General features: G+C 71.7%; 3 protein-coding genes. 1 reads left to right on the forward strand and 2 read right to left on the reverse strand.

The features are described 5' to 3' along the window. On the forward strand, window positions 1–1,921 hold a 1,921-nt coding region (locus tag HUW36_RS23285), incomplete at its 5' end, for a hypothetical protein (RefSeq protein ID WP_246248295.1). A gap of 15 nt (window positions 1,922–1,936) precedes the next feature. On the opposite strand, the gene HUW36_RS23290 is transcribed toward HUW36_RS23285, so the two are convergent. Both HUW36_RS23290 and HUW36_RS23295 read right to left on the reverse strand, forming a co-directional pair. Next, complete coding sequence (locus HUW36_RS23290) at window positions 1,937–3,493, reverse strand: glycosyltransferase family 87 protein (RefSeq protein ID WP_174530129.1); 1,557 nt, start codon at window positions 3,491–3,493, stop codon at window positions 1,937–1,939. A gap of 123 nt (window positions 3,494–3,616) precedes the next feature. Beyond that, entirely contained in the window at window positions 3,617–5,896 is a 2,280-nt protein-coding gene (locus tag HUW36_RS23295; protein ID WP_343044354.1) for a transglycosylase domain-containing protein, read from the reverse strand. Window positions 5,897–6,115: the final 219 nt, after the last annotated feature.

The raw sequence follows: 6,115 nt of genomic DNA on the forward strand, positions 1-6,115 counted from the left end.
CGACGACGCCGCAGCGCAGGCCGGCGCCACCGGCGACGACGCCGCAGCGCAGGCCGGCGCCACCGGCGACGACGCCACCGCCAAGGCCGACGCCACCGGCGACCAGACCACGGGCACCAGTGACGCCGAGGACGAGGTCCGCGACGACAAGCCGGCCGATCCCTTCTCGGCGTTCGGGCCGGCACCCGAGCCGGTGCTCGGCCGGGTGCGCCGCGCCACCCGTGCGGTCGGCCGGTTCCTGGTGCACGAGTGGACGCTCGCCGCCGTCGCCGCGCTGGTGGCGGCCGTGGCGCTGACCTGGCCCACGCTGCGCTACCCGCGCTACACCCTGCCGCAGGACTACTGGGACCCGAGCCTGCAGGCGTGGCAGATGGCGTGGTCCGGGCACATCCTGCGCACCGACCCGGCGATGCTGTGGCACGCCAACGCGTTCTTCCCGGAGAACTGGAGCTTCGCGTTCTCCGACACCCTGCTCGGCTACGCCCCGGCCGGCCTGATCGGGGTCGGTCCGGAGCACGCCGTGCTCCGCTACAACATCATGTTCGTGCTGGCGCACGCGCTCGCCGCGTTCGGGGCGTATGCGCTGGCGCGGCAGCTCGGCGCGGGCCGGATCGGCGGCGCGGTGGCCGGGGCGAGCTTCGCGTACGCGCCGTGGCTGCTGGCCCAGGCCGGCCACCTGCACATCATCTCCAACGGCGGCATCCCGCTGGCGCTGGCCATGCTGGCCCGGGGGCACGGCTGGTCGCTGCGGTACGGCTACCGACCGCGTCGCCGGCACGCGGGATGGGCGTTCGCCGGCTGGCTGGTGGCCGCCTGGCAGCTCAGCCTGGGCTTCGGCATCGGTCTGCCGTTCGCCTACCTGCTGGCCGGCGTCGTGCTGGTCGCGGTGGTGCTGTGGTTCGTCCGGCGGCGCCGGGCGAAGCGGCCGTTCGGCCGGCGGCTGTTCCTGGCCGACCTGTTCGGCGGGCTGGTCTTCGCGACCGTGGGCGGGCTGCTGGCGATCCCGTTCTTCAAGGTCGCCGAGCTGCACCCCAACGCGGCGCGCACGCTCGCCGAGATCGACCTCTACTCGCCGCCGGCCAGCGGGTTCTTCACCGCGCCGGCCGAGTCCCGGGTCTGGGGCGAGCTGCACGAGGGGGCCCGGGCCGTGCTGCCCTGGAGCCCGGAGATGACGCTGCTGCCCGGCTTCGTGCTCTACGCGCTGGCCGCCGGCGGGCTGTTCTTCTCGGTCTGGCGGGTCCGACACCGGCTGTTCCTGCTCGCCGGGGTGCTGGTGACGATGGCGCTGGGCATGGGCACCCGGTTCCTCGGCGGCCGGTTCACCTACGTGCCGCTCTTCGACTACCTGCCGGGGTGGAACGGGCTGCGCACCCCGGGCCGGATGATGCTGTGGACCACCCTGCTCCTCGGCCTGCTCGCGGCCGGCGCGGTCACCGCGTTCTGCATGCGGGTCCGCGAGCTGGCCGCCGAGCGGGTCCCGCCGTGGCCCGGTCCGTGGCTGCGGCTGGCCACGCTGGTGCCGCTGCTGCTGGTGCTCGCGGAAGGGCTGAACGTCACCCCGCACCCGGTGGTGCCGCAGCAGCCGGCGGTGATGCGGACCGTCGACGGCCCGATGCTGGTGCTGCCCAGCAGCCAGAACCTGGACCAGCCGGTGATGCTCTGGTCGACCGACCGGTTCCAGCCGATGGTCAACGGCGGCAGTGGCTTCACCCCGAACTCGCAGACCCAGGTCCGGGAGGCGACGGTCAGCTTCCCCGACTTCGCCAGCATCGACTACCTGCGGCGGGTCGGGGTGAAGACCGTGGTGGTGCTCCCCGAGCGGCTCGGCGGCACCCCGTGGGAGGGGATGCTCGACCGGCCGGTCGAGGGGCTCGGCGTGAGCCGGGAGCAGGTCGCCGGGGCGGTCGTCTACCGGCTGTAGGGGCGGCCCGCCCGGTCAGGCGGGTACGGGTTCGACGGGCCGGTCGGCGGCGCCCGAGCGCCAGCGTCGGTACCAGGGCGCGTCGGGCGCGCCGTCGAGCAGCCCGCCGTCCGGGTCGTCGGCGTACGTCTGGCGCACGGCGTCCCGCTCGGGCCGCAGGATGTCCCGGATCACGAAGCCGCAGAGCACCGCCACGGTGACCAGGCGCAGGCTGGACGCCAGCACGAAGACGCCCTCGGGGAAGACCGGCCGGGACGTGGCGGTGCCGAGCAGTTCGCCGTAGAACGCGGCGAAGTAGCAGACCTCGGCGAACTGCCAGGCCAGGAACGCGCCCCAGCGGGGGCGGGCGAGCACGGCGAGCGGCAGCAGCCAGAGCACGAACTGCTGCGACCAGACCTTGCTGAAGATGAGGAACGCGGCGACCACCAGGAAGGCGAGCTGCGCCAGCCGGGGGCGGCGCGGGGCGAGCAGCGCCAGCGCGGCCACGCCGAGGCAGGCCAGCCCGAACAGCAGGTACGACACCCAGTTGAGGGTGGAGATGTTCGCGTTGAGCCACTCGAACGGGCCGAGTTCGCCGGGCGCGGAAGGGCTGATCCGGCCGTCCAGGTAGCGACCGATGTACCAGAGCGTGCCCCAGTCGATGGGCCGGGTGGTGTTGAGGTCGAAGAACCGGCCCCAGCTCTCCCGGTACGGGATCGCCACCGGCAGGTTCACCGCGACCAGCGCGACGAGCGCGGAGGCGGTCGCGACGAGCCCGGCCAGCAACCGGCCGGCCCGCGCGGCGAGGACGAGGATCGGCCCGAGGAGAAACAGTGGCCACATCTTCGCCGCGCCGCCGAGCCCGATCAGCACGCCGGCCACCCCGGGCAGCAGCATGCCGTACCGGTCGGGTCGGGTGCGCGCCCAGGCGAGCAGCCCGAACGCGGCCAGGCCGACGGCGAGCAGGTCCCAGTTGACGGTGGCGGTGAGCACCAGGGCCGGGGAGAGCGCGAACAGCGCCGCGTCCCAGGGTCGTCGGCGACGCAGGTTGAGGATGACGGCGACGGTGGCGACAGCGAGCGCGCCGAGCACCAGCGCGGTCAGGTTGTAGAACCACTGCCCCTGGTTCATGCCCGGGTTGTCGACGCCGACGGCGTGCACGGGCAGCCCGATCGCCCCCATGAAGTAGCCGGTCAGCACCGGGTACTCCACCGGGTGGTCGGCGTAGGGCACCTTGCCCTCGTTGAGCCCTTCGGCGTAGTAGAGCGCCAGCACGTCGGTGTAGCACATCCGGGTGTACTGGACGTTGTTCTGCCAGGCGCCGTCCTGGCACGGCGACTTCTGCACCCAGTGCAGCGCGAGCGTCAGGCAGACCAGGGCCAGCACGATCCGCGCCGCGGTCCAGAACCGGCTCTCCCGGCCGGCGGGCCGGTCCAGGGCGGCGGCGTGGTCACCCAGCGGCCCGCCGATCAGGCCGGACGTGCCCCGGACGAACCAGTCCGATCGGGACGGGTGGTCCACGGCCGTTCCGGGTCGTGGCGCGGCCCCGGACTCGCCGGGCTCGTCGATGCCTGCGGGCGACTGGGTGCTCATGGAGAGGCATCCTGCCGTACGCCGGGGGTCGCCGTCCCGTCGCGCGCGGAGAAATTCCGGTCCGCGAAACGCCGGCGGCGGCCGGACCGCTGGGGTCCGGCCGCCGCCGTCAGGTCGTACGCGTCAGTTGGTCTGTCGCGTCGGTGGTGTGCTCGGGAGCAACCCGCCGCCGCCCCCGCCGCCACCGGGGAAGCCGCCCCCGCCGGGGTTGCCACCGCCGCCCTGGTCGCCGCCACCGCCCGGGGTGCCGCCACCGGGGGTGCCCCCGCCGGGGGTGCCACCGGGGCAGAACAGGCCGAGCGGGTCGCAGCCCGGACCGCCGGGCTGACCCGGCTGGGTGGGCGGCGGCGCCGGCATCTCGCCGTTGCCGGCGTCGTCCTTGCCGACGTTCGCGGCCGGCGGGAAGTCTTCCTTGTCCATGCCCTTGAGTGCGTCGTTCATGTAGCGCTGGAAGATCGCACCGGGCATCTTCGCGCCACTGATGTCGTTGCCGTTGTCGTCCTTGATCGCCTTGCGGTCCTTCAGGTTGCCGACCCAGACCGCGGTGGCGAGCTGTGGCGTGTAGCCGATCATCCAGGCGTCGCCGTTGCGGGTGCTGCCGTCCCCGAGTTCCCAGGTGCCGGTCTTCTCGGCGGCCTTGCGGCCGTTCTCGAGGCGGCGGTTGACCTGGCCGGGGTACTGCTCCAGCACGGAGGTCACGTCGGCGACGATGTCCTTGTCGATCCGCCGCTGCGGCTTGAGCTTCTCACCGCCGACCGTGTCCCACTTGCCGGTGGTCGGGTTCTGCTTCTGCACCAGCTTCACGAAGTGCGCCTTGTTGTAGACGCCCTGGTTGGCGAAGGTGGCCACGCCGTTGGCGTGGTCGAGCACGGTGATCGGGTACTGGCCGTAACCGACCACGTGGAAGAACGGGTTCGGCGCCAGGTCCTTCGGGTCGGCCTTCGTCAGGTCGTGCGCCTTGGCCGGGTTGGTGTCGGTCTGCCACATGGTGGTGACGCCGGCCTGCTTGGCCATGTCGAGCACCTTGTCCGGGCCGATCTGCTCGGTGATGTAGTAGAACGGCACGTTCAGCGACTTCAGCGTCGACTGCTCCAGGGTGCAGGAGTCACCGCAGGACACCTTGTCGGCGCCGGCGTTGCTGACCTTGAACTTCGTTCCCTTCGGGGTGAACGCCGTGCCCTTCCACCGCGACTTGATCGAGATGCCGGCCTTGAGCGCCGCGGCCAACGTGTAGATCTTGAAGCTCGAGCCCGGCGAATGGCCGCCGCTGATCACGCCGTTCTCGACGTTCTTGCCGGCGTAGTCGGTGCCGGTGCCGTTGTCGCCGCCGTAGTAGGCGCGCACGGCGCCGGTCTTCGGGTCGATCGACACCACGGCCGCCATCAGGTTCTTCGGCTGCCCGTTGAGCTCGGAACCCTTCTTGACCCGCTGGGCGGCCTCGAGCGCCGCCTCCTGCATCTTCCGGTCGATGGTGGTAGTGATCTTGTAGCCGCCACGACTGAGCGCCTTGGAGCAGAGCGGCTTGGCGTCGGTCGCCTCGGCCTCGTTGTCGGTGCAGAGGCCCATCTCGCGCAGTTCCTGCGAGACGTAGTTGACGATGTTGCCGTACGGCGTGTCGATGCCGAAGCCTCCGCCGTTGGTCTTCGCCGGCGGCTGGATCTTCTTCGGATACTCGGTGGGGTGCGCCGGCATGTTCGGCGCGTCGAGCCACTTCTCGGAGATCATGCCGTTGATGACGTAGTTCCACCGGTCCAGCGCGGCCTGCGGGTTGATCGCCGGGTCGTAACCCTGGTGCGTGGCGCTCGGCTCCGGCTGCTTGATCAGTGCCGCCAGCACCGCGCCCTCGGCCACCGTGATGTCCTTGATGTCCTTGCCGAAGTACGTGCGCGCCGCGGCCTGGACGCCGTAGGCGCCGCGGCCGAAGTAGATCACGTTCAGGTAGTGCTGCATGATCGCCCGCTTGTCGTAGCGGTCGTTCAGCTTCGAGGCGAGGATCGCCTCCTTGACCTTGCGGCCGTACGTGTCCTGGTTCAGGTTGTCGAACGCGTTGCGCGCGTACTGCTGGGTGATCGTCGACGCGCCCTGCTTGTCGCCGCCGGTGAGGTTGTTCCAGGCGGCCCGGGCGATGCCCTTGTAGTCCACACCGGAGTGCCGGTAGAAGTTCCGGTCCTCGGCCGCGGCGACCGCGTGCTGGACGTGCTCCGGGATCTGGTCGATGGTGACCAGCTGCCGGTTCTGGTCGCCGATCCGGGCGATGGCCAACTTGCCGCTCGAGTCGTAGATGGTGGTGGACAGCGGCGGGATGGTGTCCTCGGGGAGGAGCACCTTCTGCGAGTACCAGGTGAAGCTGACCACGCCCATGCCGGCGAGCATGATGAACACGGCGAAGCCGGCGATCAGCATGTTGATCCGCCGCCGCTTCTTCGCCTGGGCCGAGTCACGGCCGCCACGGCCCCCGCGGCCGGGTCCGCCCGGGCCACCGGGTCCGCCCGGACCGCCGGGCCCGCCCGGACCGCCGGGCCCGCCCGCCCCACGCGTGTAAGGAGGGGGCCCCGCTTGAGGTCCTGTGCCTGCTTGCCACCCGGATCGGTTTCTGTCCGGATCGGTCCTGTCCGCCGTTCG

The sequence above is a fragment of the Micromonospora maritima genome (assembly GCF_902825405.1).
Taxonomy (GTDB): Bacteria; Actinomycetota; Actinomycetes; order Mycobacteriales; family Micromonosporaceae; genus Micromonospora; species Micromonospora maritima.